This window comes from Variovorax sp. 05L425, assembly GCF_056397705.1.
In genome coordinates this window covers 37,538-64,514 of sequence record NZ_JBFTNY010000005.1, presented here as the reverse complement: position 1 = coordinate 64,514, position 26,977 = coordinate 37,538, and the positions used below count along the sequence as shown (strand labels likewise).

Below are 26,977 nucleotides of genomic sequence, written 5' to 3'. Positions count from 1 at the left end.
CGTGTGACCGCGCCCGGATGCAGCGTCCATCGCGCCAGGCTCGGCCCTCGGCAAGACCGCACGAAATGACGCGAAAACTTGCGGCTTCGGACGCTCAGGAAACCATGAGATCGTCGAGCAGGCGGTAGTCGGGCAGCGTGGTGTCGATCGCGCGGCCGGCACGAACGATCGTGCGGTCGAACTGCGTGCGCGCGAGCATCTCGGAATAGTTGCGCGCCTTCAGCACGAGAAAGTCGGCCGGTGCGCCGGCTTTCAGCACGCCGCGGTCGATGCCCATGATGGCGGCCGGCGTCTCGGTGGCGGCGCGGATCCAGTCGCCGAGCGGATGGTCCAGGTGCAGGATCTTCACCGCCTGCGTGAAGGTGTCGAGCATGTCGTGATCGCCGTACGCATGGAACGGGTCGCGGCAGTTGTCGCCCGCCACCGCCACGCGCAGGCCGCGCGCCTTCATCTCGTGCAGCGTGGTCACGCCACGCCAGCGCGGTGTGCGTTCTTCCTGGCTGCGGTCCTGGAGGTACATGTTGACCGTCGGCAGGCTCACGATGTCGATGCCCGCGTCCTTGCAGGCGGCGATCGTCTCTTCGATGAACTCGTCGGTCTGCAGGGCCAGTGAAGTGACGTGGCCGCACAGGATGCGCCCTGCGAAATCCTGCGCTACCGCAGTGCGCGCGACGCGAATCAGCGCGCGGGCACGCGGGTCTGTCGATTCGTCGACGTGCAGGTCGAGATTCAGGCCCCGTTCCGTTGCGAGCTGGAACACGCGGACCAGCGCCTCGTCCAGGTCCGGCGGCATGGTCTCGGTCGGATGGTTGGCGGAGCGTGTCACGCAGCCCAGCTTGCCGCCGCTTTCGGCCACGATGTCCGCGAGCTGGCGGCCTTCGTCCGTCAGGAAGATGTTGAGCGGTGCGATGGAAGACACCTGCAGATCGACGCGTCCGGCCCAGCGTTCGCGCATCTCCCGCAACACGGGGAACGAGATCGACGCCTGCGGCGCAAGCGAGTCGAGGTGGGTGCTGATGGCGACCACGCCCTTGGCATAGGCGGTACTGAGGCCGAACTCCATGCGTCGGCGCACGTCGTCCGCGTTCCACCGAGCGGTGCGGTCGCGCATCGTCGCCATCGAGGCGCCTGCGCCATCGCCGGTCGGATTGGGCTGGCGCGGCCAGATATGGCCCTTGTCGAGATGGGTGTGGCAGTCGACCATGCCCGGCAGCACCATCGAGGCGTCGAGATCGGGGCCGAGCTCCGCGGGCATGGCGCCTGCCGTGTCGATCGCGGCGATGCGGCCGTTGTCCACCAGCAGGTCGACCGCGACGAGTTCGTCATCGACGCGGCTCGGCAGTTCGGCGGCGATGAGACAGCGGGGCGCGCGAAGATTGCGCAGGGCGTAGCGCGTGGCGGCGGGAGGCTGGAGAAAAGAGTGGGTCATCGACAAAAGGAGGAATGATTCTTGCGCAGATGACTGCCGCAAGGAGCATGCCTGTGTTTCCACCGAAGCGCTCCCTGATAATCCGTTCCGACGGAGCGCTTTCGCGGCGACCCCACTTGCAGTTTGATGAAACGAGGATCTGATCTTGGGCACCGACAACGCTTTTGCCGAACTGGGCCTGCCCTCCGGCGCCACCGAGCGCGAAGTCAAGGCCGCATGGCGCCGGCTGGTGTCGCAGTGGCACCCGGACCGCAACAACAGCGCCGATGCCGTCGCGAGGATGCAGCGCATCAACCGGGCTTTCGAGGAAATCCGCAACGCAGGATTCGCCGAAGGCCCGGAAAGCGCCACCGCAACCGCAGGTGCCAGTGACGTCGAACCTCACCCGGAGGCCGCTGCCGCAGCCGACGCGGACGACGCCGAACCCCGGCGCCGGTCCATCCATCGCAAGATCAAGCTCACGCTCGAAGAGGCGGCGGCCGGCTGCATCAAGACCGTGCGCGGAAAAATGACGCATGTCTGCGCGACCTGCGACGGCGCGGGCCACCAGGTGCTCGGCGGCAATTGCGCGCATTGCGGCGGCTCGGGCGCCGTGGCAAAGCGCTCTTTCTTCGGTTGGCCCGGCGGCATGAGCGAGTGCGGAGCCTGCCACGGCGGCGGCATCGCGCAGCGGACTTGCCCCGATTGCGAGGGCGCCGGGACGCAGACGAGTGCCTACCAGCTGAAAGTCCGCATTCCGCCGGGTGTGCGCCAGGGTGACCTGCTGCATGTCGACGGACGGCGCGCGCGTGCGAATCCGTCGCAGGCCGATCTGGAGATCCGCGTCGAACTGATCGACCACGCATTCTTCGAACTCGACGACGACGGCACGATCCGCTGCGAGATTCCAGTCGACGGATTCGCATGGATCGCCAATCGCCAGATCCAGGTCCCCACCGTCTCGGGGTTTCAGCCGATCAACTTGCGCCGCGACAAATTGATGTATCGCCTGAAAGGCCACGGCTTTCCGGTGGCGCGACGCGGTCCGCGCGGAGACCAGATGGTCACGGTGAAGCCGGTGTTCCCGGAACAGCTGAGCGCCGACCAGGAGATCCTGCTCGATCAACTCATTGCCAGCGCGTCGGGCAGCGGAGACGGTGCGGACGAGCGTCTGCGCGCATGGAACCGTAGCCTGCGCGCCTGGGAGCGCAGCCAGAAGGCACGCGGCTGAGTTCCACGTCAGCGGTAGCTGCGCAGATCCTCGATCACCTTGCCGTCGTTCGGCAGGCTTCCCGGCCCGACGAACTCCACCGCGCCACGCAGCTTGGTGACATCTCGCACCGCTTCGCCGATGCGGTCCGCGAGTCCCTTGGGCGCGGCAGCGCATTCGAGCCGGAGCGTCATGCGGTCGTCGGCCATCTCGCCTTCGACCACCAATCGTGCGCGCAGCACTTCGGGAAAGCGTCGCGCGATCTCCGCGACCTGGCCGGGATGAACGAACATGCCGCGCACCTTGGTCGTCTGGTCGGCGCGGCCCAGCCAGCCCCTGATGCGCGTGTTGGTGCGCCCCGTGGCGCAGTGCCCCGGCAGCACCGCAGAAAGATCGCCGGTGCCGAACCGGATCAGTGGGTAGTCGGGATTGAGCGTGGTGACGACGATCTCGCCGACCTCGCCTTCCGCCACCGGATCGCCGGTGCCGGGCCGCACGATCTCCACGATCACGCCCTCGTCGAGGACCAGTCCCTCACGGCTGCTCGTCTCGTAGGCCACCAGCCCGAGGTCGGCGGTCGCATAGCACTGCGTGCCGGTCACGCCACGTTCGGCGATCCAGTCGCGCAGGCTTGGCGGAAAGGCTTCGCCGGAGACCAGCGCCTTCGTGAGCGAGGGGAGGGCGACGCCTTTTTCAGCCGCCTTCTCAATGATGATCTTCAGGAAGCTAGGGGTGCCCGCGTAGCCGGCTGGCCGCAGGTCGGCAATGGCTTCCACCTGCTGTTCCGTCTGTCCCGTGCCGCCTGCAAACACCGTGCAGCCCAATGCGCGCGCGCCGCATTCCATGATCGAGCCGGCAGGCGTCATGTGATAGCTGAAGCTGTTGTGAATCAGTTCGCCGTTGCGAAAGCCCGCGGCGTGGAGTGCGCGCGCCGTACGCCAGTAGTCGCGTGCCTCGCCTTCGGGCTCGTAGATCGGGCCGGGACTCGCGAAGACACGCGTCATGCGCGCGCCGAAGCGGATCGCCGAGAAACCGCCGAACGGGTCGCTCGCGCGCCGTTCCTTCTGCAAGGCCAGCAATTCGGACTTGCGGGTGACCGGCAGCCTTGCAAGCGCCTCAAGGCTCGTGATGTCGCCCGGCTTGACGCCGTCGAGGATTTTCGCGAAAGCCGGCGCTGCCGATTGCGCCTGCATGATCTGGCGCGGCAAGGCGGCGAGCAGATCGCGCTCCCGCTGCTCGGGGTCGCGCACTTCGAGCGCGTCGTAGAAGTCGCTCATGCCAGCCACCGTTTCCTGCGCTTGTAGCTTTTCACATCTTTGAAGCTCTTGCGATCCGCGCCGCCGACGCCGAGATAGAACTCCTTGACGTCCTCGTTCTCGCGCAGGCTCTTCGCCTCGCCGTCCATCACGATGCGGCCGTTTTCGAGGATGTACCCGTAGTCGGCGAAGCGCAGCGCCATGTTGGTGTTCTGCTCGGCGAGCAGGAAGGTCACGCGCTCCTTCTCGTTGAGGTCCTTCACGATGTCGAAGACTTCTTCCACGATCTGCGGCGCGAGGCCCATCGAAGGTTCGTCGAGCAGCACCATGTTCGGATTGGCCATCAGCGCGCGGCCGATGGCGCACATCTGCTGCTCGCCGCCGGAGGTATAGGCCGCCTGCGAAGTTCGCCGCGTCTTGAGGCGAGGGAAGTAGGCGTAGACTTTCTCCAGCGTCTCTGCAACGGCGGCCTTGCCGTCGGTGCGCGTGTAGGCGCCCGTCATCAGGTTGTCCTCGATCGACAGGTGCGCGAAGCAGTGCCGTCCTTCCATCACCTGGATCAGCCCGCGCTTCACCAGCTCCGCGGGTGACAGCGCCTCGATGCGCTCGCCACGCAGCTCGATCGTTCCCTTCGTCACCGCGCCGCGCTCGCCGGCCAGCAGGTTGGAGACGGCGCGCAAGGTGGTCGTTTTGCCCGCGCCGTTGCCGCCGAGCAGCGCCACGATGCCGCCTTCGGGCACCGTGAGCGAAACGCCCTTCAGCACGAGGATCACATGGTTGTAGATGACCTCGATGCCGTTGACGTCGAGAAGGACGTTGCGTTCGCTCATGGTGCCTCGAAATGCGCGCAGTTCAGGAAGCGCTGCAGTCGGCGGCGTCGCGCCGATTCACTTTCTTTTCACCCGCGTACTTCTCGCCGGCCACCTTGACCATCGGCTTGATGATCTGTTCGTCGGCCTCGTACCACTCGGGCGCGATGTTCCACTTGCTGCCGTCCCATGTCTCGATCCGTGCCCAGCTCGATCCCATGTGGTCCTGGCACGAGGTGCTGATCGGCCGCATCACGCCGGCAAAGCCCAGCGCATCGAGCTTCTTCTGATCAAGGGCGAGGTTCTCCAGGCCCCAGCGCACCTGCTCGCCGGTCATGACCTTGCCCTTGCCGAAGCGCTCCTGTGCGCGCCGGACGGCTTCCACGCCAAGCATCTGGATGATCACGCCGCGCGTGTAGAGGACCGAGCCGACTTCTTCCTTCGGACCCGTGCCCTGACCCTTGTCATGCACGTTCTTGAGGATGTCCTGGATGACCTTGGGTTGCGTCCCGGAGGTGTTGAGTGCCAGCGCGTTGTAGCCCTTGGCGTTGGCGCCGACGTCCTTCACGTCCGGCTCGGCGCCGGCCCACCACACGCCGTACATCTTCTCGCGCGGGTAGCCGGTGGCGACCGCTTCCTTGAGCGCGGTCGAGTTCATCACGCCCCAACCCCAGAGCAGCACATAGTCGGGCCGCTGCTGCCGCACCTGCAGCCAGGCCGATTTCTGCTCGATGCCCGGCGCCGCGACCGGAATCAGCGAAAGCTCGAAGCCGTTCATCTTGGCGCGTTCCTGCAGCAGCGGGATGGGCTCCTTGCCGAATGGCGAGTCGTGATAGACCAGCGCGATCTTCTTGCCCTTAAGCTTGTCGGCGCCGCCTTCCTTCTTGGCGATGTGCTGGATCAGGATGTCGGCGGCCGTCCAGTAGCTGCCCATCAGCGGGAAGTTCCACTTGAAGACATTGCCGTCCTGCGAGGCCGAGAGGCCGTAGCCCAGCGTCAGCAACGGGATCTTGTCGACCGGCGCCTTGTCGGTCAGCGCGAAGGTGATGCCGGTGGCCTGCGGATCGATCAGCGTGGCGCCCTTGTCCTTGAGGCGCTCGTAGCATTCGACGCCTTTGTCGGTCGCGTAGCCGGTCTCGCATTCCTCGTAGCTGATCTTCACGCCGTTGATGCCGCCGGTCGCGTTGATGAGCTTGATGTAGTCCTGCTTGCCGTTGGCCCAGGGCGTGCCGTTCGGCGCATACGGCCCGGTGCGGTAGACCAGCAGCGGGAAGAACTGCTCCTTGGCCTGCGCCTGCGCGAGCGAAGGTGCGAGCATCGCGCCGATGGTGCTGGCCACCAGAGCGGCGGTCACAGCGAGCGATTTCAGTTTCATGCCTGTCTCCTTATGGGGCACCGCGGTGCCGGGGGTTGCGAACGAAATCAATGCGGGAAGGGCCAGAGGCGCAGTTTTTCCTTGCCGGTCGACCACAGCCGAGCAAGGCCATGCGGTTCGACGATCAGGAAGAAGACGATCAGCGCGCCGAAGATCATGAATTCGAGGTGCGACGCGAATGCTGTGGAGATCGAGATCCCGAGCCAGCCCGGCAACTGGTTGAGCAGGATCGGCAGCAGCACGATGAAGGCCGCGCCGAATAAGCTGCCCATGACGGAACCCAGTCCGCCGATGATCACCATGAAGAGCAACTGGAACGAACGGTCGATGTTGAAGGCCGCGGGCTCCCAGGTGCCGAGATGCACGAAGCCCCACAGCGCGCCCGCCACGCCGACGATGAAAGAGCTCACCGCGAAGGCCGTGAGCTTGGCGTAGACCGGACGAATGCCGATCACCGCTGCCGCCACGTCCATGTCGCGGATTGCCATCCATTCGCGGCCGATGGCGCTGCGCACGAGGTTCTTCGCGAGCAGCGCGAAGACCGCCAGCAGCGTCAGGCACAGCAGGTATTTCTGCACGGCGGTCTCGACCGGAAGCCCGAACAGGCTGAGCCCCGAAACAGTCACCGAGCCCGAAGACGAGTTGTTCGTCAGCCAGTTGATCCGCAGGAATGCCCAGTCGATGAAGAACTGCGCGGCCAGGGTAGCGACCGCGAGATAAAGACCCTTGATGCGCAGGCTCGGAATGCCGAAGAGCACGCCGATCGCCGTCGAGCACAACCCGCCGAGCAGCAGCGAGAGGATGAGCGGCATGCCTTCGATGCGAACGTGGAAGTTGTAGGCCGCATAGGCGCCGACCGCCATGAAGGCGCCCGTGCCGAGCGAGATTTGTCCGCAGTAGCCCACGAGGATGTTGAGGCCCAGCGCGGCAAGCGCGAGGATGAGGAACGGGATCAGGATCGCGCGGAACCAGTATTCCGGTGCAATCACCGGCACCACCGCGAAGGCGAAGACCAGCAGCGCGAGGATGAGCACGCGGTCCTGCCGGATCGGAAAGATCTGCTGGTCGGCGCGATAGCTCGACTTGAATTGGCCGTTCTCGCGGTAGAACATGTCAGTGCCCGCCCGGCCGCCCGAAGGGCACTGAGCGTCCCCTCGGGGGGCAGCGATACACGAAGTGATGAGCGTGGGGGCTTTTCATCTCTAGACCCTGTCGATGATTTTTTCGCCGAAGAGACCTTGTGGGCGAACTAGAAGGAAGACAAGCGCCAATACATACGCAAACCAGATCTCGATGCCACCGCCGAGCATCGGGCCGAGGTAGATCTCCGAGAGTTTCTCGCCGACACCGATGAGCAACCCGCCGACGATCGCGCCGGGGATAGACGTCAGGCCACCGAGGATCACCACCGGCAGCGCCTTCAACGCCACCAGCGACAGCGAGAACTGCACGCCCAGCTTCGACCCCCAGATGATCCCGGCGACCAGCGCCGCGAAGCCCGCGACGGACCACACGATGACCCAGATGCGATTGAGCGGAATGCCGATCGACTGCGCGGCCTGGTGATCGTCCGCCACCGCGCGCAGCGCGCGGCCGGTCGATGTCTTCTGGAAGAAGAGCGCCAGCACCACGACCAGCGCGGCGGCGACGAGAGCGGCGATCAGGTCTTCCTGGCTCAGCAGCAGGCCGCCCTGGAAGAGGTTGTCGAGCACCATCAGCGGCTCCTTCGGCATGCCGACATCGATCTTGTAGATGTCGTTGCCGAAGATCGACTGGCCGAGCCCGTCGAGGAAATAGGCGATACCCAGCGTCGCCATCAGCAGCGTGATGCCTTCCTGGTTGACCAGCTTGCTGAGCACCAGGCGCTCGATCAGCCAGGCCACGACGATCATCACCGCCATCGCCGCGAAGAAGGCGAGCACGTTGGCCAACACCTGGCTCTCGAAGCCCAGCCAGTGCGGAATCCATTCGGAGAAGCGCGCCATCGCGAGCGCCGCGAACAGCACCATCGCACCCTGCGCGAAGTTGAAGACACCGGACGCCTTGTAGATCAGCACGAACCCAATCGCGATGAGCGAATAGAGCATGCCGACCATCAGGCCGCCGAACAAAGTTTCAAGAAAGAAACCCATTTCAGTGCTCCGTTCCCAGGTAGGCGCGAATGACATCCGGATTGGCGCGCACTTCATGCGGCGTTCCGTCGCCGATCTTCTTGCCGTAGTCGAGCACCACCACGCGGTCGGAGATGTCCATCACCACGCCCATGTCGTGCTCGATCAGCACGATGGTCGTGCCGAACTCGTCATTCACATCGAGGATGAAGCGGCTCATGTCCTGCTTCTCTTCCACGTTCATGCCCGCCATCGGTTCGTCGAGCAGCAGCACCTGCGGCTCCATCGCGAGCGCGCGGCCCAGGTCGACGCGCTTCTGCAGGCCGTAGGGCAGGCGCCCGACCGGCGTCTTGCGATGCAGCTGGATCTCCAGGAAGTCGACGATGCGTTCGACGAACTCGCGGTGCGCAAGCTCTTCGCGCTCGGCCGGGCCCCAGCGCAGCGCCTGGGCGAGCAGGCCGCTTTTCATCTTGAGGTTGCGGCCCGTCATGATGTTGTCGAGCACGCTCATGCCCTTGAAGAGCGCGAGATTCTGGAAGGTGCGCGCCACGCCCATCTCCGCCACCTGGCGCGAGTTCATGTGCTTGAACTGCTTGCCGCGGAAGGTGATGGAGCCTTGCTGCGGCTGGTAGACGCCGTTGATGCAGTTGAGCATCGAACTCTTGCCCGCGCCGTTGGGGCCGATGATGGCGCGCACCTCGTGCTCGCGCACATTGAAGCTGATGTCCGTCAGCGCCTTCACGCCGCCGAAGCTCAGCGAGATGTTCTGCACATCGAGGATGACGTCGCCGATGTTCCTGCTGCTCATGCGGCGGCTTTCAGGGGCGCGAAGCGTTTGGCTTCGACGATCTTCAAGGTCGCGCTGACTGTGCCGGTGCGCCCGTCCTCGAACTTGACCTGCGTCTCGATGTACTGCTCGGCCTTGCTACCGTAGAGCGCATCGACCAGCACCGCGTACTTGCCGGCGATGAAGCCGCGCCGCACCTTGCGCGTGCGGGTGAGTTCGTCGTCGTCCGGGTCCAGTTCCTTGTGCAGCACCATGAAGCGCGCGATCTGCGTGTCGGCCATGCCTTCCTCGGCGGCGAGGTCGGCGTTGACCTTGGCGATGCATTCGGCCACGAGCGTCAGCACTTCGGACTTGCCGGCGAGGTCGACATATCCGCCGTAGGGCAGCCCGCGCCGCTCGGCCCAGTTGCCGACGGCCTCGTAGTCGATGTTGATGAAGGCGCAGACCTCGTCGCGCTCGTGGCCGAAGCACACGGCTTCCTTGATCTGCGGGAAGAACTTGAGCTTGTTCTCGATGTAGTTGGGCGCGAACATCGCGCCCGCGCAACTGCCGCCCGGGCCGGTCATGCGCCCCACGTCCTTTGCGCGGTCGATGATGCGCAGGTGGCCTTCCGCATCGAGCACGCCCGCGTCGCCCGTGTGGAAGTAGCCGTCGGCATCGAGCACTTCGGCGGTCGCGTCAGGCCGCTTGTAGTACTCCTTGAGCACCGACACGCCGCGCACCAGCACTTCGCCGTCCGGCGCGATCTTGAGTTCGATGCCCGGCGCCGCGCTGCCCACCGTCTGCAGCTTGACCTTGCCGTCCTGCTGGAGGCACACGTAGGCGCAGGTCTCGGTCTGGCCGTAGAACTGCTTGAGGTTGACGCCGATGGAACGATAGAAGCGAAACAGGTCCGGTCCGATCGCCGCGCCGGCCGTGTAGGCCACGCGGATGCGGCTCATGCCGAGCACATTGCGCAGCGGACCGTAGATCACGAGATTGCCGATGGCATACAGCAATCGATCGCCGAAGCTGACCGGCGCGCCGTTGAGGATGTCGGCGCCCACGCGCCGCGCCAGCGCCATGAACTTCGCGTAGAGCCAGCGCTTGGGCGCGGCCGCATCCTCCATGCGAATCGAGACTGCGGTCAGCAGGCCTTCGAAGGTGCGCGGCGGGCCGAAGTAGTAGCTCGGCCCGATCTCGCGCATGTCGTTCATCACGGTCTCGGCGGACTCGGGGCAGTTGAGCGTGAACCCGCCGACCAGCCATTGCGCGACCGAGAAGAGATGGTCGCCGACCCAGGCCATCGGCAGGTAACTCATGATGTTGTCGCCGGGACCGAGCCTGTCGGTCTCCACGCCGCCGCGCCCCGCCGCGATGAAGCTCGCGTGCGTCTGGCACACACCCTTCGGCCGGCCCGTGGTGCCCGACGTGTAGAGGATGACCGCGACATCGGTCGGCTCGCCGGCTGCCACGCTGCGCGCGAAGAAGTCGGGATGCGCCGCGTCCCACACGCGGCCGAGCTCGCGCAACTGCTCGTAGCTCATCAGGCCCGGCTGGTCGTAGTGGCGCAATCCGCGCGGGTCGTCATAGATGATGTAGCGGATCGCCGGTCGTTTGTCCTTCTGGATGTCGCGGCATTCGAGCAGCTTGTCGACCTGTTCCTGATCCTCCGCGATCACGAATTCCACCGCCGCGTCTTCCAGCATGAAGACCATCTCGGCGGCCACCGCGTCCTGGTAGAGCGGCACCGGTACACCGCGCAGGCTCTGGGCGGCGACCATCGCCATGTAGAGATGCGGCCGGTTGGCGCCGACGATGGCGAGGTTGTCGTCGGCCTTGAAGCCCAGGCTTGCCAGCCCGCAGGCGATATCGCGCACCTCGCGGGCGGTGGCGGCCCAGCTCCAGGTTTGCCAGATGCCGAGGTCCTTTTCGCGAACGGCCGGCGCGTCGGGTTGCCGCTCGGCGTGGCCTTGCAACAGGCGAGGAAAAGTGAGGGCTTTGGTCTGCACGATGGGGCGGACTGTAGAACCAACTTTGACGCCAACTTGTCGTTCCGACGACAATCCTAGGGACACTACTCCCCGGAGTTTCCCGATGCCTATCGGCAACGACAGCGGCACGTCGTCCATCCGAGACCGCGTGCGCCCGGCGCGCGAAGACGAACTGAACAACATCCCCTGGCTGCACACGCTCACGCAGGCGGAACGGCGCCGCGCCGAAGCGGCGGTGGTGGTCGGCGACGCCGAGCCGGGCGACCTCGTATGCCGCATCGGCCGCCCGCCGACTTACTGGTTCGGCGTGGTCGCCGGCTTGCTCAAGATGAGCAACGACAACGCCGACGGCACCTCCATGACCTACAGCGGTCTGCCGCCCGGCGGCTGGTTCGGTGAGGGCACGGCGCTCAAGCGCGAGCCCTATCGCTACAACATCCAGGCGCTGCGCAAGAGCGTGGTGGCGGGGCTCCCGGTGGACGATTTTCATTGGCTGCTCGACCACTCGATCGGCTTCAACCGGTTCGTCATGAACCAGCTCAACGAGCGCCTGGGGCAATTCATTGCGGCGCGGGAAGCCGATCGGCTCAACAACCCGGATGTCCGGGTGGCTCGCAATCTGGCGGCGCTGTTCAATCCGGTGCTGTTTCCGGGTGTGGGTGAGTTGCTGCGCATCACGCAACAGGAGCTGGCTTACCTGATCGGGCTGTCGCGCCAGCGGGTCAACGAAGCCTTGCGCACGCTGGAGGCACAGGGCGCGATTCGCGTCGAATACGGCGGGCTGCGGGTGATCGATCTCGCGGCGCTGCGCACCAGCGGAACGATGGGGAAGGGCGTCTAGCGTGTCGTGACCAACGACGCTGCCGGCAGCGTCTGGCGCACGAGCTTGTCATCCGCGTAGGGCCGGAGATAGGCCGCGGTTTCTTCGACGGGGCAATGCAGCCAGTCGTCGATCCATGCATCGCGCAGGATGACGGCGCGTCGGCGTTCTGGCTGCTCGGGCGTGCCGAAAGTCAGCAGGGCAAAGCTCTCGACGCATTCGCCGGCGGGCGAGCGCCAGCCGTTCCACAGGCCCGCCAGTGCCAGCGGTTCGCCGTCGGCACGCGAGACGCGCACGACCGAATCCTCGGTGTCGCCGCCCTGGAACACGGCATCCGCGAGGATCACGCACCGGTGCCCGCGCTTCCAGGGCTGGTAGAAATTGCGCTCGGCGGATGCGGTCTCGCTGCGCGCTTCAAAGGTGTCCGCGTCCAGGCCGTCCTTGGAAAAAAGCGGGATCAGGCCCCATCGGCCCGGGGCGATCTCGAAGCGTGCCGTGGCTGCGTCGACTGTGCGATCCGCGCGCGGCTGGCGCACGAACATTCCCTGCTCGCCGGGGCGGACGATCGACTCTTCGGGGCGGAATGAGATACCAAAGCGCTTGGCGAAGTGGCTTGGCTCGCTCGCTGCTTGGTAATGGGTAGGCATGGGCCGGGGCTGTAAAGAAACGTCGCAATTCTAGTGAGCACACCGATACCATCTGTCGCGCGGCACCATCGTCCATGCTTTGTTCATAAGACCTTTCTCACAAAACCCATGACTTCATTTCATCTCACCGTGATCACCGGCGCCTCCCGCGGCTTGGGCCGCGCGATGGCCGAACAGCTCCTGCAACCAGGCCGGCGCCTGCTGTGCATTTCGCGCCAGAGCGACGACGCACTCGCTGCCCGAGCCCGTGAGGCCGGTACCGAACTGGAGCAATGGCATCAGGATCTCGCCGATCCAGTCCCCGCCGCCACGCGCCTCGCGGCATGGATTCAGCAACTCGACGCCGAGGACTTCGACACCGCCACCCTGATCAACAACGCCGGCACCATCGGCCGACCGCGACCGCTTTCGGGCGCCGACCCCACCGAATTGGCGCAGGCCCTGCGCGTGGGCCTGGAGGCGCCGATGCTCCTTACCGCCGCCTTCCTGGGTGCAACCAAGACCTGGCGCGCCGAACGAAAAGTGCTGAACATTTCTTCGGGCCTCGGCCGCAACGCAATGGGCAGCCAGGCACCGTACTGCGCCGCCAAGGCCGGCATGGATCATTTCTCGCGCGCTGTCGCCCTGGAGGAGAAAGGCATCGGTGGCGCGAAAATCGTCTCGCTGGCGCCCGGCGTCATCGACACCGACATGCAAGTCCAATTGCGCGAAACCGATCCGGCCCTCTTCCCCGACCGCACCCGCTTCGAGACCCTCAAGTCCGAGGGCAAGCTGGACTCCCCCGAATCCGCCGCCGCCAAGGTCCTCAGCTACCTGGCCCGCCTCGACTTCGGCGTCAACCCCGCAGCCGACGTCCGCGACTAAGAAAACGGCCGGCAAAGCCCGGCCCGTTCGTGAAACACCGCGGAACCGGCTTCGCCGGGCCGCCGGTGTTGCCCCCGGTTGGGGGTGGGCGTCTACACGAAGTGAGAGAGCCTGGGGGCGAGCAACATGAACACCGCGGAACCGGCTTCGCCGGGCCGCCGGTGTTGCCCCCGGTTGGGGGTGGGCGTCTACACGAAGTGAGCCAACCTGGGGGTGCTACTCAATGGTCGCGCCAGAGGCCTGAACGATGCCGCGCCACTTTTGGTAGTCATTCTTGAGCAGCGTGGCCAGTTGCTCGGGCGTCATGCTCTGCGGCTCCGCGCCCTGGGCGATGATCGCCGCCTTCATGTCGGGCGTCGCGAGCAGCTTGTTCACTTCGGCGTTGACCTTCGCGACGATGTCCTTCGGCGTACCGGCGGGCATGAAGAGACCGTACCAGGTGCTCACGTCGAAATCCTTGTAGCCCAGTTCCGCCACGCTCGGCACGTCAGGCAGCGAGCTGCTGCGGCGCAGGGAGGTCACGGCCAGCGGGCGCAACTTGCCCGACTTGATCTGGCCCATTGCCGAGGGCAGCGACGACACCATCAGGTCGACGTTGCCGGCCAGCACGTCCATCATCGCGGCGTTGGAGCCCTTGTAGGGCACGTGCCGCATCTTGATGTTGGCGGCGGTGTTGAAGATCTCGCCGGCCAGGTGAATGGTCGTGCCGTTGCCGGGCGAGCCGTAAGTGATGGTGTCGGGCGCCGCGCGCGCCGCATTGACGACATCGGCCAGCGTCTTGAACTTCGAATCGCTGCGCGTGACGATGACCACGGGGGTGTAGGCCACGTGCGCGACGGCCGTGAGGTCCTTGGTGGGGTCGTAGCTCAGGTTCTTGTAGAGCCAGGGCGCGACGACCATGTTGTCCTTCTGGCCCATCACCATCTCGTAGCCGGTGGGTGCCGCACGCACCGCTTCGGCGATGCCGATCGTGCCGCCGGCACCGGCCCGGTTGTCGGGCACCACGGTCCAGTGGCTGACTTCGGTGAGTTTGTTCGCGACCAGGCGGGAGAGGATGTCGGTGCCGCCGCCCGGCGGGAACGGCACGATCATGTGGATCGGCTTGGAAGGATAGGTCTGGGCTTGCGCGGCGGCGGTGAAGGCCAGTGCCACGGTGACAGCGCTGATGGCGGTGAGGAGTTTTCGGATCATGGGGGTGTCTCGTCGTTCGGGGTGCCGGCAAGGTGCGGCGCTGGATGCGCCGTCAGTGTGCCGGAACGAGACTGCCCGAGGACTCGCAATTCGAGATGACCGTCGTATCGAATCGCGAGCCCGCCGCGGCGGACCGGGCGTTCAGTGGACGGTGGGCGGTCCGAGATCCTCGAACGGGTCCACGAAGGCCGTGACGATGGGTACGCCGCCGGCGTCCGGGCCGCGTGCATCGGCACGGCGCTGCAGCGCGGCGATGCCGGCCATCATGGCCGCGCCGTAGGTCGGCATCGGGCCTTCGGCGGCGTCGATGGGCCGGCAGTCAGCGCCGTCCTGCTTCTGGAGGACCCAGTAGAAGTGGCCTGCGATCGGCTCGTCGACGACCAGTGCGATGGCTTCGGTATCCATGGTGTGCCCTTTCGAATCACGTGGAGAAGGGTTGTACGCACCATGCGAACCGGCAGATAGCAACGATTTCACGGGGCTGCGGGTGCCATTGCAACAACGGATGCTTGTGTGAAATCGCGCACGCCCGGCGCCTTCGCTGCCGCGCGTATTTACGCTTTCTTTACGGCCGCGCGTCGAGTCTGTTCCCCCTTTTTATGCGCTCTTGCCGAGACTGAAATCCTTGTCTCGCATGCAGGAGTGATTGGATGGACATCGTATGGATTGCCGCGCTGGCGGCACTGTGGATCGTGATGGTCGGTATGGTGGCCGGGCTCTTCAAGCTCGAAACGCCAAGGGGAGAACGTCCGTGATCGGCCTTGAAGTTGTCTACGGATTCGGCGGGCTGATCGCCGTGATCCTGTTCGCCTACCTTGTATTCGCGCTCATCTGCGCGGAGGAATTCTGATGGACGCCTCTGCCTGGGGCCTGCTGGCTCTCTATCTGGTCGTGCTCGGCGTGCTTGCCTGGCCGCTGGGGCGCTACCTGGCCGTTCTGTGCGATGGGCGCCTGCCGCGCTGGATGCAGCGTGTCGAAGCGCCGCTCTACAAGCTTGCCGGCACTTCGGCCGGGCAATCGATGCACTGGCGCGGCTACGCCGTCGCGCTGTTGGCCTTCAATACGATCGGCGCGCTGGCGGTCTACGGCCTGCAACGTCTGCAGGCGTTGCTGCCGTTGAATCCCGCAGGCATGGCCGCCGTGTCTTCGGACTCGTCCTTCAACACCGCGGTGAGCTTCGTGACCAACACCAACTGGCAGGGCTATGCCGGCGAATCGACGATGAGCTATCTGACGCAGATGCTCGGGCTCACGGTGCAGAACTTCTTCTCCGCCGCGACCGGTATCGTGGTTGCTTTCGCGCTGGCGCGCGGCTTCGCGGCGCGCAACACCGACGGCAAGGGCTTCGTCGGCAACTTCTGGGTCGACGTGACGCGGATCACGATGTGGCTGCTGCTGCCGATTTCGTTCGTGATCGCCATGTTCTTCGCCGGGCAGGGCGTCATCCAGAACTTCGATGCCTACAAGACCGTGACCACCATCGAGGCCACGGCCTACCAGAGCCCCAAGGTCGATGCCGCGGGCCAACCGGTCAAGGATGCGCGAGGCAATCCGGTGACCGAAGCCGCGACCACCACCACGCAGACGCTCGCCATGGGCCCCGTCGCTTCCCAGGAGGCGATCAAGATGCTGGGAACCAATGGCGGCGGCTTCTTCAACGCCAATTCCGCGCACCCCTACGAGAACCCGACGGCGCTGTCGAATTTCGTCCAGATGCTGGCGATCTTCCTGATCCCGGCTGCGCTGTGCTTCGCGTTCGGCCGCGTGGTCGGCGATCTGCGCCAAGGCTGGGCGGTGCTTGCGGCGATGACGGTGCTCTTCGTCGCGGCCGTGATCGTGGTCATTCCCGCGGAGCAGGCCGGCAACCCGTTGATCGGTGCGCTGGGCGCGGACCAGGTCTCCAGCGCACTGCAGGCGGGCGGCAACATGGAAGGCAAGGAAGTGCGTTTCGGCATCGCCGCATCGGGCCTGTTTGCCGCCATCACCACCGCCGCGTCGTGCGGTGCGGTCAATGCGATGCACGACTCGTTCACACCGCTGGGCGGCATGGTGCCGCTGGTGCTGATGCAACTCGGCGAGGTCGTCTTCGGCGGCGTCGGCACGGGCCTCTACAGCATGCTGATCTTCGCGATCCTCGCGGTCTTCATCGCGGGGCTGATGATCGGACGCACGCCCGAATATCTCGGCAAGAAGATCGAGATCCACGAGATGAAGCTGACCTCGATCGCGATTCTCGTCACGCCCATCCTTGTGCTTGCAGGCACTGCCGTCGCAGTGATCGCGGACGCGGGCAAGGCCGGTATCGCCAACCCCGGTGCACATGGGTTCTCGGAAATCCTGTACGCGTTCACCTCGGCCGGCAACAACAACGGCAGCGCCTTCGCCGGGCTCTCGGTCAACACACCCTTCTACAACACGCTGTTGGCCATCGTCATGTGGTTCGGTCGCTTCGGTGTGATCGTGCCGGTGCTCGCCATCGCGGGCGCATTGGCCGCCAAGAAGCGCCTGCCGGTGACGTCCGGGACCATGCCCACGCACGGACCGCTGTTCGTGACGCTGCTGATCGGCACCGTGCTCCTCGTGGGCTTGCTCAACTACGTACCGGCGCTGGCCTTGGGTCCGATCGTCGAGCACCTGATGCTCTGGAAGTCATGGACATGAAAACGAAAACTTCGCTCTCGCTGCTCGACCCCGTCCTGCTGCGCCCGGCGCTGTGGGCATCGGTCACCAAGCTGAGCCCGCGCGTGCAATGGCGCAACCCTGTGATGTTCATCGTCTACATCGGCAGCATTCTCACGACGCTGCTCTGGGTTCACTCGCTGAGCTATCCCGGCGAGACCGGCATGTCGGCCACCTTCGTGCTGGCGGTGTCGATCTGGCTGTGGTTCACCGTCCTGTTCGCCAACTTCGCCGAGGCCCTGGCCGAAGGCCGCAGCAAGGCCCAGGCGGCCTCGCTGCGTGGACTGCGCAAGGACACCTGGGCCAAGAAGATGGTCGAGCCTTTCCACGGCGGCAAGTGGCTGCCACTGCAGGCGCCAGAACTGCGCCGCGGCGATGTCGTGCTGGTGGAAACGCATGACGTGATCCCGCTCGACGGCGAGGTGATCGAGGGCGTGGCCTCGGTCGACGAAAGCGCGATCACCGGCGAATCTGCCCCCGTGGTGCGCGAGGCGGGCGGCGACTTCTCGGCCGTGACCGGCGGCACGCGCGTGCTGTCGGATTGGCTGGTGGTGCGGATCTCGGTCAACCCGGGCGAGTCCTTCCTCGACCGCATGATCGGCATGGTCGAGGCCGCCAAGCGCCAGAAGACGCCGAACGAGATCGCGCTCACGATCCTGCTGGTCGCGCTGACCATCGTGTTCCTGGTCGTCACCGCGACGCTGCTGCCTTACTCGGTGTTCAGCGTCGGCGCCGTGGGCGCGGGCACGGTGGTGTCGATGACCGCCCTGGTCGCACTGCTCGTGTGCCTGATCCCCACGACCATCGGCGGGCTGTTGTCGGCGGTGGGCGTGGCGGGCATGAGCCGCATGATGCAGGCCAATGTGATCGCGACCTCGGGTCGCGCGGTCGAAGCCGCGGGCGACGTCGACGTGCTGCTGCTCGACAAGACGGGCACTATCACGCACGGCAATCGGCAGGCCAGTGCGTTCCTCACGGCGCCTGGCATTTCGCAGGAAAAGCTGTCGCGCGCCGCGCTGCTGGCATCGCTGGCCGACGAAACACCGGAAGGCCGCAGCATCGTGGAACTGGCCCGCCGCGGCGGCACCGCAGACCACGGCGCCGAAGGCGCGCACTTCGTGCCCTTCACGGCGCAAACGCGCATGAGCGGCGTGAATCTGCCGCCTGCACCGAACAGCCTGGACGCTGACGTGGTCGCCCTGCGCAAGGGCGCGGTCGATGCCGTGCGCAAGCATGTGGAAGCGATCGGCGGCGCCATGCCGGCCGAGGTGCTGCGCGCCGCCGACGCTGTCGCGCGCCGCGGCAGCACGCCGCTCGCAGTCGCAGAAGGCAACCGCGTCCTGGGCATCGTCGAGCTCAAGGACATCGTCAAGACCGACATCAAGGAGCGCTTCGCGGAACTGCGCCGCATGGGCATCAAGACCGTGATGATCACCGGCGACAACAAACTCACGGCCGCCGCGATTGCCGCCGAGGCCGGGGTCGACGACTTCCTCGCCGAAGCCACGCCCGAGGACAAGCTGGCGCTGATCCGCCGCTACCAGTCCGACGGCAGCCTGGTCGCGATGACCGGCGACGGCACCAACGACGCGCCGGCGCTCGCGCAGGCCGACGTGGCTGTCGCGATGGGCAGCGGCACGCAGGCCGCGAAAGAGGCCGGAAACATGGTCGACCTGGACTCCAACCCGACCAAGCTGCTCGAAGTGGTGGAAACGGGCAAGGCGTTGCTCATGACGCGCGGCTCTCTCACGACCTTCTCGATCGCCAACGACGTCGCGAAGTACTTCGCCATCATTCCGGCGATCTTCGTATCGACCTATCCGCAGCTTGCCGCGCTCAACGTGATGCGGCTCGCGAGCCCGTCGTCCGCCATCCTGTCGGCGGTGATCTTCAATGCGCTGGTGATCGTGTTCCTGATCCCGCTGGCGCTGAAGGGCGTGCGCTACCGGCCCGTCGGCGCCGCGGCCTTGCTGCGGCGCAATCTGGCGATCTACGGACTCGGCGGCCTCGTCGTTCCTTTCATCGGCATCAAGTTGATCGACTGGTTGCTGGTCGCTGTGCATCTGGTCTGAGGATCTCTCATGAAAAACATTCTTCGTCCCGCCCTCGTGCTGTTCGTGCTGCTCAGCGCGCTCACGGGCATCGTCTATCCGCTCGCCGTCACCGGCGCCGCGCGGGCAGTCTTTCCGGCGCAGGCTGCCGGCAGCCTGATCGTTCGCGACGGCGTACCGGTCGGCTCCACGCTGATCGGGCAGAACTTCACTGATCCCAAGCACTTCTGGGGCCGCCCGTCGGCGACATCGCCGATGCCCTACAACGGGGCCTCATCCGGCGGTGCCAACCAGGGGCCGCTGAACCCGGCGCTGGCCGACGCCGTCAAGGGTCGCATCGAAGCGCTGCGCGCAGCCGATCCGGGCAACACGGTGCCGGTGCCGGTGGATCTGGTCACAGCCTCGGCGAGCGGGCTCGATCCGGACATCAGTCCGGCTGCCGCCCGCTACCAGGCACCGCGCGTGGCGCGGCTGCGCAATCTGCCAGTTGCCCAGATCGAGCAGTTGATCGACGCGCACACCGAGTTGCGGCTGTGGGGGCTGTTCGGCGAGGCGCGCGTGAACGTACTGGCGCTCAATCTCGCGCTGGATGCGCAACCTTCGCCCTGAGCCGGAGGAATGGCGCTGATGCGCTAACCTGCGGCGCATCGCCTCATGAACGACGATCTCCGCCCGGATCCCGACACCCTGCTCGCGCAGTTGCGCGCGGACGAACAGCGCGCGCAGCGCGGCAAGCTGCGCATTTACTTCGGCGCCAGCGCGGGCGTCGGCAAGACCTGGGCGATGCTGAGCGCAGCCCAGCGTGAACGCGCGGCCGGGCGCGATGTCCTGATCGGCGTCGTCGAAACGCATGGACGCAGCGAGACCGCAGCGCTGCTCGCCGGACTCGACACGCTGCCCCTGCGCGAAGTCGCCTACCGCGGTCACAAGCTCGCCGAGTTCGATCTGGACGCCGCGCTCGCGCGCAAGCCGGCGGTACTGCTGGTCGACGAACTGGCCCACACCAACGCACCCGGTTCGCGCCACGCCAAGCGCTGGCAGGACGTGCAGGAACTGGTCGCGGCCGGCATCGAAGTGTGGTCGGCGCTCAACGTCCAGCATCTGGAAAGCCTCAACGGCACGGTCGGCGCGATCACCGGCGTGCGCGTGCACGAGACCGTGCCCGACACCGTGCTCGACGAGGCCGACGAGGTGGTGCTCGTCGATGTCACGCCCGACGAACTCACCTCGCGGCTTGCGGCAGGCAAGGTCTACATGCCGCAGCAGGCCGAGCGGGCGGCGCAGAACTTCTTCCGCAAGGGCAACCTCATCGCGCTGCGCGAGATCGCGCTGCGCCGCACCGCCGAGCACGTGGAAGACGACGTGCGCGGCTGGCGCGTCGAGCAGTCCGGCCCGCAGGGCGACGCTGGCCCCCCGGCATGGAACACTTCGGGCGCGATCCTCGCGTGCGTCGGTCCGCACGAGGGGGCGGGCCAGACGGTGCGCACGGCGGCCCGGCTGGCCGGTCAGCTCAACGTGCGCTGGCACGCGGCCTACGTCGAGACGCCGCGCCTGCAGCGCCTCGACGCGAAGCAGCGCGACGGCATCCTCGCCGTGCTCAAGCTGGCCGAGGAGCTGGGCGCGGAGACGGCGGTTCTCACCGGCGTCGACATCGCCAAGGAACTCGCGGGGCAGGCGCAGCGGCTCAATTGCGCGACGCTGGTCGTGGGGCGTCCGGAGCCGGCCACGGGCTTGGCACGCTGGCGTTGGTCTCCCGTGCTGACGCATGATCTGGCGCGTCTCGCGCCGGGCGTGGACATCGTCGAAGTCGCGCGCGCCGAAAGCTCGCGCCGTCTCGCGCAAGTCCGTCCGGGCGTGCGGCGCGGTGAGCTGGAGGTGGAAGATGCCGACCGCCCGCGTGCGCGGTGGCCCGGCTACGCATGGGCGACGGCCAGCAGCATCGCGATCACATTGCTTGCGCTGCCGCTCGCGGGGGTGCTCGAGCTGGCCAACATCGTGATGCTGTTCCTGCTCGGCGTGGTCGGCGTGGCGATACGGTTCGGCCGCGGCCCGGCTGCCTTGGCGGCGGCCCTCAACGTCGCCGCCTTCGACTATTTCTTCGTCTCACCGCGGTTCTCGTTCGCTGTCAGCGACGTGCAGTACGTGGTGACCTTCGGCGTCATGCTGGGTGTCGGTCTGCTCGTCGGGCAGCTGACGGCGGGCCTGCGCTTCGCGGCGGGTGTGTCGGCGAGCCGTGAGCGGCGGGCGCAATCGCTGTTCGAGCTGACGCGCGAGCTCTCCGCAGCACTGGAGAGCGCGCAGGTCGCGGCACTCGGCACGGCCGCGGTGGAAGGGCATTTCGGCGGCCACGCACTGGTGCTGGTGACGGACGCCAACGACCGCCTCGTGATGCCCGACCAGCCTCCGTCCGGCTTCGACCCGAGCGTGGCCGACTGGACCTTCCGCCAGGGTCAGCCGGCTGGACTCGCGACGAGCACGCTGGCGGCGCAGCCCTGGCACTACGTGCCGCTGAAGGCACCGATGCGGGTGCGCGGCGTGCTCGCACTCGAACCCGCGCAGCCGCGGTGGCTGCTGATCCCGGAGCAGGCCCGGCAACTTGACACCTTGGCGCGTCAGATCGCGATCGCGCTGGAGCGCGTGCACTACGTCGAAGTGGCGCAGCAGGCCGTCGTCGAGATGGAATCGGAGCGGCTGCGCAATGCGCTGCTCGGCGCCATTTCGCACGACGTCCGCACGCCACTGACCGCGCTCATTGCGCTGGCGGAGTCGTTCCAGGCGCTGCCCGATCCCGGTGGCGAGCATCGCGCCGTGGCGCGCGCGATCGTCGCGCAGGCGCACCAGCTGCATGCGCTCGTCAGCAACCTGCTCGACATGGCGCGGCTCGAAAGCGGCATCGCCGGCGGCGCCGTCAACCTGCGGCGCGACTGGCAGTCGGTGGAGGAGGTGGTGGGCTCGGCCATTCGCGCAGCGCGGCCCGCGCTCGGCGACATGGCAGTGCAGACGGCGCTGCCTGCGGATCTGCCGCTGGTCGAATTCGACGCGGTGCTGATCGAGCGTGTGCTGGTCAACCTGCTCGAGAACGCCGGCAAATACGGCGCGCCGCCGGTCGTTGTTGGCGCTCGCGTCACCGACAGCACGCTGGTATTGAGCGTGCGCGATCACGGCCCGGGCCTGCCGTCGGCACGCCTGGGGCGCGAGCAGACCCTGTTCGACAAGTTCACGCGCGGCCAGGCGGAATCCGCCACGCCGGGCGTCGGACTGGGGTTGGCGATTTGCAAGGCGGTCGTGAGTGCGCATGGCGGCGAGATCGCGGCCGCCAATGCCGTGGGCGGCGGGGCAGAATTCACCGTGACGCTGCCACGTCGCGCACCGCCGGTGCCGTTGGAGGCATCGGAACCGACCCGAATTTCCGCCTGAAACCGCCATGCCCAGCCCCACCGCCATCGTGATCGAGGACGAGCCCCAGATCCGCCGCTTCGTGCGCGGTGCGCTGGAAGCCGAAGGCTGGCAAGTGCACGAGGCCGGCTCGCTGCGCGATGGCCTCGCCGCCGCCGGCACGCGCCAGCCCGATCTGGTGGTGCTCGACCTGGGGTTGCCGGACGGCGACGGGGTCTCGCTCATTCGCGACGTTCGGGGATGGTCGGGCGTGCCGATCATCGTGCTCTCGGCCCGTACGGACGAGGCCGACAAGATCGCGGCCCTCGACGCCGGCGCCGACGACTACCTCACCAAGCCCTTCGGCACCGGCGAACTGCTGGCCCGCGTTCGCGCCAACCTGCGCCGGCCGCGGGCGGCAACTGGCGGCGAGGAGCCCGAGCCCGTGTTTCGCTTCGGCGAGATCGAGGTGGACCGTACCGCGCGGTTGGTGCGGCGCGGGGGTGCCGAGGTGCATCTGACGCCGACCGAGTACCGTCTGCTGTCGGTCCTTGTCGCCAACGCGGGCCGGGTGTTGACTCAACGCCAATTGCTGCACGAGGTGTGGGGGCCTTCGCACGGCGAGCAGAGCCACTACCTGCGCATCTACATGGGCCATCTGCGGCAGAAGCTGGAAGCCGATCCCGCGCAGCCGCGCCACTTGCTCACCGAGACGGCGGTGGGCTATCGGCTGATGGCTTGAGCGTGCTGCCCCGTGGCGCGTGGCCGCGCGCGAGCAGCACGATCGCAACCCCGCCGAGCACGAGCACCGAGGCGATCACCAGGCGCAAGCTTGCGGTTTCGCCGAGAAAGGCCACGCCGCCGAAGGCCGCGATGACAGGCACGCTCAACTGAACGGTGGCGGCGCTGGTCACCTTCAGGTCGCGCAGGGCGGCATACCAGATCACGTAGCCGAGGCCGGAAGTCAGGATGCCCGAAGCCAGCCCATACCCGATGCCCGCCAAGCTCCAGTGCATCGAAGGCAGCGTCGCGGCGCTGACAGCCAACGCCAGGGGCGCGGCGCGGATGAAGTTGCCTGCGGTGGCGTTCGTGGGGTCGCCGGCGCCCTTGGCTTTCAGCGAGTAGATGGCCCATGCCACGCCGGCCGCCGCCATCAACAATGCGCCGCCGAGGGGCGGTGCTGACAGGCCGGGCAGCAGCAGGAAGACCAGGCCGCCGACAGCCAGGACGAAGCCGGCAAGCTGCGCCCGTGTGAACTGCTCGCCCCGGGACAGCCCCCAGCCGATCATGCTGAGCTGCACCGCCGCGAAGAGCAGCAGCGCACCGGTGCCCGCCGACAGGTTGAGGTAGGCGAAGGAAAACGCTTCCGCGTAGGCGAACAAGGCCAGGGCCGAAAGCCAGCCGCCAGCGAGGCGAGTCCCGCGCGGCGTGCGTTGCGATGCGATGAGCCAGAGCACCAGCGCGCCCGAGACCAGGCGCACGGAAGTGAAGGTGCCCGCGTCGATGCCGGTGTGCAGCAGCGCCAGGCGGCACAGCAGCGAGTTGCCGGCAAAGGCCAGCATCGCGAGCGAAGTGAGGATGACCAGATTCATCGAGCGCCATGGAAGCCGATGGATGTGCGATTGGAACACCGGCGCCGAATCACGGAGAATCTTTGGCTACCCGACCGCCGCCGATTCATGTCCGATATCCCCGAACCCTCCCGTCTCAACAAACGCATGGCCGAGTTGGGCCTGTGCTCGCGCCGCGAGGCCGACGACTGGATCGCGCAGGGCTGGGTCAAGGTCAACGGCCGGGTGGCGGAGATGGGCGTCAAAGTGACGCCGACCGATCGCATCGAAGTCGACAAGAAGGCGCAGCACCAGCAGCAGCAACAGGTCACGATCCTGCTGCACAAGCCCATGGGCTACGTGAGCGGGCAGGCCGAGGACGGTCATGAACCGGCGGTGGTGCTGATCAATCCGCGTACGCACTGGCGCGAAGACCCGAGCCGCAACCGCTTCTCGCCGCCGCAACTGCGCGGTCTCGCGCCGGCCGGCCGGCTCGATATCGATTCGGTGGGGTTGTTGGTGTTGACGCAGGACGGCCGCGTGGCTCGCCAGTTGATCGGCGAGGACTCGGGGATCGAAAAGGAGTATCTGGTGCGCGTCTCCTACGGACCGGTCGCGCAGAACTCGCAGGCGGCTTTTCCGCGCGAGGAACTCGCGAAGCTGCGCCACGGCCTGAGCCTCGACGGCCAGGCGCTCAAGCCGGCCGGTGTCGATTGGCAGAACCCGGAGCAGTTGCGCTTCGTGCTGACCGAAGGCAAGAAACGCCAGATCCGCCGCATGTGCGAACTCGTCGGCCTCAAGGTCGTCGGCCTGAAGCGCATCCGTATCGGCAATGTGGTGCTGGGCAACCTCCCGGTTGGCCAATGGCGCTACCTAGGCCCCCAAGAACGCTTCTAAGCTTCGGCAAGCGATTCGGGAACTGCAGCGGAACCGGCTTCGCCGGGCCGCAGTGCAGTACCCCCGGCAGGGGGTTGGCGAAGCGACACGAAGTGCGCGAAGCCTGGGGGCGAGCCTTATGTACATGCTTTGTTGTGGGAAGGGTGCATGCCTTTGGCCTTGGCGTCGGCTTCAGTCATGTACTCGCCCTTCTTGGTCTTGCCGTAGTAGCGATCACCCATGCAGTGGTAGACCTGGGTTTCATCGTTGGCCCAGACCTTGCCCGCGCCGCCGCCGGGTGCCGCCGTCATCTTGGAAGGGTCTGGCGGCATCGTCCTGGCTTTGGCCGTGGTCGCGGCGGGTGCAGCCGCCGCGGCGGCCGCGGCGGCTGCAGCTGGCGCCGCAGCCGCTGGCGCAGGTGCCGCAGCAGCGCCCTTGGCGTCCGCCTTCCCATACCAGGTCTTGATGCCCTTGTGGCCATGGCAGGCGCCCGACTTGGAGTCGGGCGCCGCATAGCTGCCATCCTTGCACTGGACTGTGGTCCCGGCCGGTGCGTCCGCCGGGATTTGTTGTGCCTGGGCGCTCCAAGCGCCCAACATGCCGGCCACGACCAGCGTCGCCCTGAGGGAAAACTTCATCCCGACTGCTCCTGAAACGATGTGTGACTAGACGAGGCCATGTTGCGGGGCCGAACCCAGCAGAAGCTGACTTAAGCTGCCGTCAAGAAACCCAACCATCAGCGAAATCCATGACTCACTTCTTTCCGCCGCCACATGTCAGCCCCCTCGAAAGCATCCTGCCCGACGAACCGCTATTGATGATGGGCGCCGGTCCCGTTCCGATTCCGCACCGGGTGGCCTACGCAAACTCCATCGTCATCAACCATCTCGGCGAGACGATGGGCAAGGTCATCGATCAAGTGAAGGCCATGGGGCGGTACGTTTTCCAGACCACTTCGCCGCATGTTCTCGGTGTGGCGGGGCCCGGTTCCGCGGCGATGGAAATGGCGATCACGAACCTGGTGGCTCCCGGCTCCAAGGTCCTGAGTGTTGCGAACGGGTATTTCAGTCAGCGGATGGCCGAAATGGCGCGTCGTGTAGGCGGAGACGTGGACGTTCTCGAGATACCGGGAAATCAAAGCGCAAGTCCCGATCTGGTGGGGGCCCAGCTGCAAGCCAAGGCTTACGACGTCCTCACCATCGTTCAAGGCGAGACCTCGAACACGGTCTGGAACCGGGAACTCCCGGCCATTGCAGCCCTGGCAAAGGCCCGTGGGTGCCTCGTGGTCGTCGACGCGGTTTGCACGCTCAGCACCATGCGCCTCGACATGGATCAGTGGCAGATCGACGCCGTCATTACAGGCGGCCAGAAGGGCCTGTCTTCGATCCCTGGCGTCTCGTTGCTGGCGTTCTCACAAGCCGCCTGGGAGGCGATCGAGCGACGCAAGGGCATCCTGCCGCACTGGTGCCTCGATGCCAAGCTCGCGGACAAGTTCTGGAACCAGAACTCCTACCACTACACCGCGCCCGTGTCCGGCATCCTGGCCCTGCACGAGGCGCTGCGCCTGGTGTGCGAAGAGACGCTGGAGGCGCGTTTTCATCGTCATCTGGTTTGCTCCGAGGCGCTGCAGGCGGGGATCGAGGCGATGGGCCTGACGCTGCTGGTCGACAAGGCCTCCCGGCTGAACTCGGTGGTCGGCATCAACGTGCCGGACTCCGTTTCGGCCGATGGCGCCCGCGCCTACATGTCCAGCGTCCACAAAGTGGAAATATCCGGATCGTTCGGCCTGAATATCCTGCGTATCGGCCAAATGGGCGAGCAATGCCGAGAGCACAACCTTTTCAGGACTCTGCATGCGCTGGGGATCAGCCTGGTCGCCAATGGGGCGAGTCTGAATGTTCCTGTCGGGATGGCCGCACTGGAGCGGACGCTTTCTGAAAGAGGGCGGGCGACTCCCGACTGAGTTGCCCCTGCCGCCGGGCGGGCCACCAGACT

The 26,977-nt window shown here is 66.4% G+C and carries 24 protein-coding genes; 11 read left to right on the top strand and 13 right to left on the bottom strand.

The annotated features are described in order from the left end of the window. Nucleotides 1-94: 94 nt before the first annotated feature. A complete protein-coding gene (locus tag AC1DN9_RS07645; protein WP_478098845.1) occupies nucleotides 95-1,429 on the bottom strand; it encodes a cytosine deaminase in 1,335 nt (444 codons plus the stop codon). A 145-nt stretch (nucleotides 1,430-1,574) separates the two neighbouring features. Here AC1DN9_RS07645 and AC1DN9_RS07640 point away from each other — a divergent pair, with 145 nt between their 5' ends. Beyond that, nucleotides 1,575-2,639, top strand: coding sequence for a DnaJ C-terminal domain-containing protein (locus AC1DN9_RS07640; RefSeq protein WP_478098843.1), 1,065 nt, complete (start codon nucleotides 1,575-1,577; stop codon nucleotides 2,637-2,639). An 8-nt stretch (nucleotides 2,640-2,647) separates the two neighbouring features. On the opposite strand, the gene AC1DN9_RS07635 is transcribed toward AC1DN9_RS07640, so the two are convergent. From AC1DN9_RS07635 to AC1DN9_RS07605, 7 genes are all read right to left on the bottom strand, one after another. Continuing rightward, nucleotides 2,648-3,895, bottom strand: a complete 1,248-nt coding sequence (locus tag AC1DN9_RS07635) for a phenylacetate--CoA ligase family protein (RefSeq protein WP_478098842.1) — start codon at nucleotides 3,893-3,895, stop codon at nucleotides 2,648-2,650. Beyond that, nucleotides 3,892-4,704, bottom strand: a complete 813-nt coding sequence (locus AC1DN9_RS07630) for an ABC transporter ATP-binding protein (RefSeq protein ID WP_478098840.1) — start codon at nucleotides 4,702-4,704, stop codon at nucleotides 3,892-3,894. Before AC1DN9_RS07630 ends, AC1DN9_RS07635 begins: the two co-directional genes overlap by 4 nt. Nucleotides 4,705-4,726: 22 nt before the next feature. Next, complete coding sequence (locus AC1DN9_RS07625; RefSeq protein WP_478098838.1) at nucleotides 4,727-6,058, bottom strand: ABC transporter substrate-binding protein; 1,332 nt, start codon at nucleotides 6,056-6,058, stop codon at nucleotides 4,727-4,729. Nucleotides 6,059-6,105: 47 nt separating this feature from the next. Next, a complete protein-coding gene (locus AC1DN9_RS07620) occupies nucleotides 6,106-7,170 on the bottom strand; it encodes a branched-chain amino acid ABC transporter permease (RefSeq protein WP_478098837.1) in 1,065 nt (354 codons plus the stop codon). A 90-nt stretch (nucleotides 7,171-7,260) separates the two neighbouring features. Next, complete coding sequence (locus AC1DN9_RS07615) at nucleotides 7,261-8,190, bottom strand: branched-chain amino acid ABC transporter permease (RefSeq protein WP_478098835.1); 930 nt, start codon at nucleotides 8,188-8,190, stop codon at nucleotides 7,261-7,263. 1 nt (nucleotide 8,191) lies between these two features. After that, nucleotides 8,192-8,977 (bottom strand): ABC transporter ATP-binding protein, encoded by a 786-nt coding sequence (locus tag AC1DN9_RS07610; RefSeq protein ID WP_478098834.1) that lies wholly within the window; start codon nucleotides 8,975-8,977, stop codon nucleotides 8,192-8,194. Next, nucleotides 8,974-10,947: an AMP-dependent synthetase/ligase gene (locus AC1DN9_RS07605; protein ID WP_478098832.1), complete on the bottom strand. Its 1,974-nt coding sequence runs from the start codon at nucleotides 10,945-10,947 to the stop codon at nucleotides 8,974-8,976. Before AC1DN9_RS07605 ends, AC1DN9_RS07610 begins: the two co-directional genes overlap by 4 nt. Nucleotides 10,948-11,032: 85 nt before the next feature. Between AC1DN9_RS07605 and AC1DN9_RS07600 the strand changes: the two genes are divergently transcribed. Continuing rightward, complete coding sequence (locus tag AC1DN9_RS07600; protein WP_478098830.1) at nucleotides 11,033-11,770, top strand: Crp/Fnr family transcriptional regulator; 738 nt, start codon at nucleotides 11,033-11,035, stop codon at nucleotides 11,768-11,770. On the opposite strand, the gene AC1DN9_RS07595 is transcribed toward AC1DN9_RS07600, so the two are convergent. Further along, the gene (locus tag AC1DN9_RS07595; RefSeq protein ID WP_478098828.1) at nucleotides 11,767-12,396 is read right to left on the bottom strand and encodes an SOS response-associated peptidase family protein; all 630 of its coding nucleotides are present in this window, start codon (nucleotides 12,394-12,396) and stop codon (nucleotides 11,767-11,769) included. The genes AC1DN9_RS07600 and AC1DN9_RS07595 overlap by 4 nt on opposite strands. A 108-nt stretch (nucleotides 12,397-12,504) precedes the next feature. Here AC1DN9_RS07595 and AC1DN9_RS07590 point away from each other — a divergent pair, with 108 nt between their 5' ends. Then, a complete protein-coding gene (locus AC1DN9_RS07590) occupies nucleotides 12,505-13,260 on the top strand; it encodes an SDR family NAD(P)-dependent oxidoreductase (RefSeq protein WP_478098826.1) in 756 nt (251 codons plus the stop codon). 216 nt (nucleotides 13,261-13,476) lie between these two features. On the opposite strand, the gene AC1DN9_RS07585 is transcribed toward AC1DN9_RS07590, so the two are convergent. Beyond that, nucleotides 13,477-14,451 carry a Bug family tripartite tricarboxylate transporter substrate binding protein gene (locus AC1DN9_RS07585; protein WP_478098824.1) on the bottom strand — a complete coding sequence of 325 codons (975 nt, stop codon included), beginning with the start codon at nucleotides 14,449-14,451 and terminating at the stop codon, nucleotides 13,477-13,479. Nucleotides 14,452-14,592: 141 nt separating this feature from the next. Next, nucleotides 14,593-14,856 carry a hypothetical protein gene (locus AC1DN9_RS07580; protein WP_478098822.1) on the bottom strand — a complete coding sequence of 88 codons (264 nt, stop codon included), beginning with the start codon at nucleotides 14,854-14,856 and terminating at the stop codon, nucleotides 14,593-14,595. Between the two features lie 346 nt (nucleotides 14,857-15,202). Here AC1DN9_RS07580 and kdpF point away from each other — a divergent pair, with 346 nt between their 5' ends. The 6 genes from kdpF to kdpE are packed head-to-tail and all read left to right on the top strand — an operon-like array spanning nucleotide 15,203 to nucleotide 23,298. After that, nucleotides 15,203-15,301: a K(+)-transporting ATPase subunit F gene (kdpF, locus tag AC1DN9_RS07575; RefSeq protein WP_478098820.1), complete on the top strand. Its 99-nt coding sequence runs from the start codon at nucleotides 15,203-15,205 to the stop codon at nucleotides 15,299-15,301. Beyond that, complete coding sequence (kdpA, locus tag AC1DN9_RS07570) at nucleotides 15,301-17,112, top strand: potassium-transporting ATPase subunit KdpA (RefSeq protein WP_478098818.1); 1,812 nt, start codon at nucleotides 15,301-15,303, stop codon at nucleotides 17,110-17,112. The genes kdpF and kdpA overlap by 1 nt, the downstream gene beginning before the upstream one ends. Continuing rightward, nucleotides 17,103-19,202, top strand: coding sequence for a potassium-transporting ATPase subunit KdpB (kdpB, locus tag AC1DN9_RS07565; RefSeq protein ID WP_478098816.1), 2,100 nt, complete (start codon nucleotides 17,103-17,105; stop codon nucleotides 19,200-19,202). The genes kdpA and kdpB overlap by 10 nt, the downstream gene beginning before the upstream one ends. Nucleotides 19,203-19,211: 9 nt before the next feature. After that, entirely contained in the window at nucleotides 19,212-19,790 is a 579-nt protein-coding gene (kdpC, locus tag AC1DN9_RS07560) for a potassium-transporting ATPase subunit KdpC (protein ID WP_478098814.1), read from the top strand. Nucleotides 19,791-19,835: 45 nt separating this feature from the next. Next, nucleotides 19,836-22,598 (top strand): DUF4118 domain-containing protein, encoded by a 2,763-nt coding sequence (locus tag AC1DN9_RS07555; RefSeq protein WP_478098813.1) that lies wholly within the window; start codon nucleotides 19,836-19,838, stop codon nucleotides 22,596-22,598. A 7-nt stretch (nucleotides 22,599-22,605) separates the two neighbouring features. Beyond that, nucleotides 22,606-23,298, top strand: coding sequence for a two-component system response regulator KdpE (gene kdpE / locus AC1DN9_RS07550; protein ID WP_478098811.1), 693 nt, complete (start codon nucleotides 22,606-22,608; stop codon nucleotides 23,296-23,298). Here the strand turns inward: kdpE and AC1DN9_RS07545 are convergent. Further along, entirely contained in the window at nucleotides 23,261-24,148 is an 888-nt protein-coding gene (locus AC1DN9_RS07545; protein ID WP_478098809.1) for a DMT family transporter, read from the bottom strand. The genes kdpE and AC1DN9_RS07545 overlap by 38 nt on opposite strands. An 87-nt stretch (nucleotides 24,149-24,235) precedes the next feature. On the opposite strand from AC1DN9_RS07545, the gene AC1DN9_RS07540 reads away from it, so the two are divergent. Further along, nucleotides 24,236-25,003 carry a pseudouridine synthase gene (locus AC1DN9_RS07540; RefSeq protein ID WP_478098807.1) on the top strand — a complete coding sequence of 256 codons (768 nt, stop codon included), beginning with the start codon at nucleotides 24,236-24,238 and terminating at the stop codon, nucleotides 25,001-25,003. Nucleotides 25,004-25,119: 116 nt separating this feature from the next. On the opposite strand, the gene AC1DN9_RS07535 is transcribed toward AC1DN9_RS07540, so the two are convergent. Further along, on the bottom strand, nucleotides 25,120-25,620 hold the full coding sequence (locus tag AC1DN9_RS07535; protein ID WP_478098805.1) for a DUF3761 domain-containing protein: 501 nt from the start codon (nucleotides 25,618-25,620) through the stop codon (nucleotides 25,120-25,122). Nucleotides 25,621-25,730: 110 nt separating this feature from the next. On the opposite strand from AC1DN9_RS07535, the gene AC1DN9_RS07530 reads away from it, so the two are divergent. Next, on the top strand, nucleotides 25,731-26,945 hold the full coding sequence (locus AC1DN9_RS07530) for a pyridoxal-phosphate-dependent aminotransferase family protein (protein ID WP_478098803.1): 1,215 nt from the start codon (nucleotides 25,731-25,733) through the stop codon (nucleotides 26,943-26,945). The last annotated feature ends 32 nt before the right edge of the window (nucleotides 26,946-26,977 follow it).

What these genes read in the sequence shown, in the direction of transcription:
- AC1DN9_RS07645 (WP_478098845.1), bottom strand. Translation starts at nt 1,429, where the DNA reads ATGACCCACTCTTTTCTCCAGCCTCCCGCCGCCACGCGCTACGCCCTG.
- AC1DN9_RS07635 (WP_478098842.1), bottom strand. Translation starts at nt 3,895, where the DNA reads ATGAGCGACTTCTACGACGCGCTCGAAGTGCGCGACCCCGAGCAGCGG.
- AC1DN9_RS07630 (WP_478098840.1), bottom strand. Translation starts at nt 4,704, where the DNA reads ATGAGCGAACGCAACGTCCTTCTCGACGTCAACGGCATCGAGGTCATC.
- AC1DN9_RS07625 (WP_478098838.1), bottom strand. Translation starts at nt 6,058, where the DNA reads ATGAAACTGAAATCGCTCGCTGTGACCGCCGCTCTGGTGGCCAGCACC.
- AC1DN9_RS07620 (WP_478098837.1), bottom strand. Translation starts at nt 7,170, where the DNA reads ATGTTCTACCGCGAGAACGGCCAATTCAAGTCGAGCTATCGCGCCGAC.
- AC1DN9_RS07615 (WP_478098835.1), bottom strand. Translation starts at nt 8,190, where the DNA reads ATGGGTTTCTTTCTTGAAACTTTGTTCGGCGGCCTGATGGTCGGCATG.
- AC1DN9_RS07610 (WP_478098834.1), bottom strand. Translation starts at nt 8,977, where the DNA reads ATGAGCAGCAGGAACATCGGCGACGTCATCCTCGATGTGCAGAACATC.
- AC1DN9_RS07600 (WP_478098830.1), top strand. Translation starts at nt 11,033, where the DNA reads ATGCCTATCGGCAACGACAGCGGCACGTCGTCCATCCGAGACCGCGTG.
- AC1DN9_RS07595 (WP_478098828.1), bottom strand. Translation starts at nt 12,396, where the DNA reads ATGCCTACCCATTACCAAGCAGCGAGCGAGCCAAGCCACTTCGCCAAG.
- AC1DN9_RS07590 (WP_478098826.1), top strand. Translation starts at nt 12,505, where the DNA reads ATGACTTCATTTCATCTCACCGTGATCACCGGCGCCTCCCGCGGCTTG.
- AC1DN9_RS07585 (WP_478098824.1), bottom strand. Translation starts at nt 14,451, where the DNA reads ATGATCCGAAAACTCCTCACCGCCATCAGCGCTGTCACCGTGGCACTG.
- AC1DN9_RS07580 (WP_478098822.1), bottom strand. Translation starts at nt 14,856, where the DNA reads ATGGATACCGAAGCCATCGCACTGGTCGTCGACGAGCCGATCGCAGGC.
- kdpA (WP_478098818.1), top strand. Translation starts at nt 15,301, where the DNA reads ATGGACGCCTCTGCCTGGGGCCTGCTGGCTCTCTATCTGGTCGTGCTC.
- kdpB (WP_478098816.1), top strand. Translation starts at nt 17,103, where the DNA reads ATGGACATGAAAACGAAAACTTCGCTCTCGCTGCTCGACCCCGTCCTG.
- kdpC (WP_478098814.1), top strand. Translation starts at nt 19,212, where the DNA reads ATGAAAAACATTCTTCGTCCCGCCCTCGTGCTGTTCGTGCTGCTCAGC.
- AC1DN9_RS07555 (WP_478098813.1), top strand. Translation starts at nt 19,836, where the DNA reads ATGAACGACGATCTCCGCCCGGATCCCGACACCCTGCTCGCGCAGTTG.
- kdpE (WP_478098811.1), top strand. Translation starts at nt 22,606, where the DNA reads ATGCCCAGCCCCACCGCCATCGTGATCGAGGACGAGCCCCAGATCCGC.
- AC1DN9_RS07545 (WP_478098809.1), bottom strand. Translation starts at nt 24,148, where the DNA reads ATGAATCTGGTCATCCTCACTTCGCTCGCGATGCTGGCCTTTGCCGGC.
- AC1DN9_RS07540 (WP_478098807.1), top strand. Translation starts at nt 24,236, where the DNA reads ATGTCCGATATCCCCGAACCCTCCCGTCTCAACAAACGCATGGCCGAG.
- AC1DN9_RS07535 (WP_478098805.1), bottom strand. Translation starts at nt 25,620, where the DNA reads ATGAAGTTTTCCCTCAGGGCGACGCTGGTCGTGGCCGGCATGTTGGGC.
- AC1DN9_RS07530 (WP_478098803.1), top strand. Translation starts at nt 25,731, where the DNA reads ATGACTCACTTCTTTCCGCCGCCACATGTCAGCCCCCTCGAAAGCATC.